The organism is Amycolatopsis samaneae (assembly GCF_039541975.1).
GTDB lineage: Bacteria > Actinomycetota > Actinomycetes > Mycobacteriales > Pseudonocardiaceae > Amycolatopsis > Amycolatopsis samaneae.
Genome location: NZ_BAABHG010000041.1, coordinates 1 through 2,340 on the forward strand (window position 1 = coordinate 1; position 2,340 = coordinate 2,340).

The following is a 2,340-nucleotide window of genomic DNA, read 5'->3' on the forward strand; positions in this document are numbered from 1 at the left end:
GGTTTCACCTCACCCGCTGCCCGCGCCGCCGCCTCCTCGGCCAACTTCGCCGCGGCGAGGGCCTCGTTCGCCCGGTCCTGCGCGGCCTTGGCCTGCTCAGCACCCACCGCCTTGGCCTGATTCGCCACCAGGATCACAAAATCCGCACCGATATCACTATCCAGATAGGGAGCGGTGACGGTGATCGCGGTGTTGGCCGGATCGGTGATCGCCTTCGACGACTCCCGCGCCGCCGACGCCGCCGCCACCGCCAAACTCGCCTGCGTCGCCGCCGAGACCGCCTCGTTCGCCGCCGCGTCCGCCTCGACCTTGGTCCGCTCAGCCGCCCGCAGCGCCTGAATCGACTCCGCCGCGGCCTGCTCGGCCAGCCGCACCGCCTCCCGCGACGCCTCCGCCGCCCGCGTCTCGTTCACCGTCGCATCGGCCGCCGCCGAGTTCGCCTGCAACGCCGCCGCGTGTGTTTCGGCCGCCGCCTTCTCGGCCTGGTTCGCCGCCGCGTTCGCCCGCGCCGCCGCAGCAGCCGCCTGCGACGCCGCCGCCCGCGCCCGGGCCGCGGCGCGGGTCGACTCCGTCGCCGCGGCCCGCGCACCCGCCGCCGCACCGGTGGCCACATTCGCCGAGTTCCGGGCCGCGCCCGCCGCACCAGCGGCGGTGTTCGCCTGACCGCGGGCCTCGGTCGCGGCGGCCTGCGCCTCCTTCTCATGACCACTACCCCGCGACGCCGCGGCCATCGCCTCCAACGCCGCCGCCCGCGCCTCCGCCGCCCGCTGATCCCGCTCCGCCCCATACGCCTTGTCCCGCGCGGTCACCGCGTTACGTTCCTCGGTCTGGGCACCCGTCTCCGCCCGCCCCGCCGCCGAGTCCGCCGCCTCCGCACCCTGCCTGGCCAACGCCGCGATCCCCGCCTGACGCTCAGCCTCACCCCGCGCCGACCGCGCCACCGCCGCCTGCGCATCCGCCCGCGCCCGCGCCGCAGCCGCATTCGCCCGCTCCCGCTCAGCCACCACCCGCGCCGCCGCAGCATTCGCCGCCTCACGCTCCGCGGTAATCCGCGCCTGACGCGTCCGCTCCGCCGCCGCCCACGCCTGCGCCTCCGCCGCCTCCGCAGCCTGCCGCGCCGCCTTCGTCCGCGCCGCCGCATCCTTCGCCGCATCCGCCTGCACCCGCGCCGCATCCGCGATCCGCGCCGCAGCGCGTGCGTGCTCCTCGGCATGCTGACGCCACTTCGCCGCCTCCTCCGCGTGGCGCTGCGCCTTTTCCTGCGCGTCGCGGGCCTGGTCGGTGAACGCCGTCGCGTCGATCGCGTGCGACGCGGTCTCCGACGCCGACACCGCCGCACGAGCCGCGTCCGCCATGCCCTTCGCGATGTCCGCCCACTGGGTGCCATACGTCAGGCCGGTCTCGACGAGGATGTTCGCCTGCACCTGCGCCGCCGCCGACGCCTGCTGCGCGTCCGTCGCCGCCTGATTCGCGTACCCCAGCTGACGGGCCACCTCGGCCTTGACGCCGTTGAACGCGTCGACCGGGTGCTGACCACCCGCCGTGTTCGCCGCCAAAATCTGCGCCGCCCGCCGCGCCTCGTTACCCGCCGAGATCAACGCGTTCGACGCCCGCTGCAACGCGTGCACACCGTTTCCGTGCGCGATCAGCAGTTCCTTACGGGCCTGCGCCGCGCGAGCCGCCTTACGCGCCAGCTCCGAGAGCTCCTCAGCGGCCTTGTCGCGGGCCTCCTGATCCTTGAGGTACTGCTCACGCGCGTCCGCGTCCGCCTTCGCCGCGACCAGATACCCCGACTTCAGGAACTCCAGGATCGCCGCGTCCCCACCGTCCAAAGCGGACTGCGCGGCCTTCTTCACCTCCGGGCCACCAGCACCCACCAGCATCTGCACCCGAGCCCGGTTCCGCTCCGCCACCTGCGCGGCACCTTGGGCCGCCTCGTCGTCCCGCTGCTTGGCGACATCCTTGCCATACGCCAGGAACAACATCCGATCACTGTCGGACCCCGCGAGAACCCGTTCGACCTCGGCGTTGAACACCGGGCCACCCGTACCCCGCAAGGCCCGCACCGCCGCAAGATCCCTACTGGCCTGCTCGGTCTTCCGTGCGGTGGCGCGCTTCTTCGCGTCGTCGAGACCGTGGTTGAGGAACTCCATCAACGGCCCGGACCCACCCGCCGCCAACGCCGCCGCCGCGGCCTCGCGAACCTCCGGATCCTCCGCCAACTCCGCGTTATCCACCACAATCTGCCGGAACCGAGGATCACCCCAATCCGGCACCCCCACACTGCCGTCCCACTCCCGATACGGATCCGGCGGCATCGGCCGCGACACCGGATCCTCC

Annotated in this window: 1 protein-coding gene; it reads right to left on the bottom strand. The window is 73.8% G+C overall.

What is annotated here, in order from left to right; genetic code table 11:
* Positions 1–2,237: ALF repeat-containing protein (locus ABD987_RS44450; protein WP_345409077.1), on the bottom strand; the 2,237-nt coding region annotated here is incomplete at its 3' end.
* Positions 2,238–2,340: the final 103 nt, after the last annotated feature.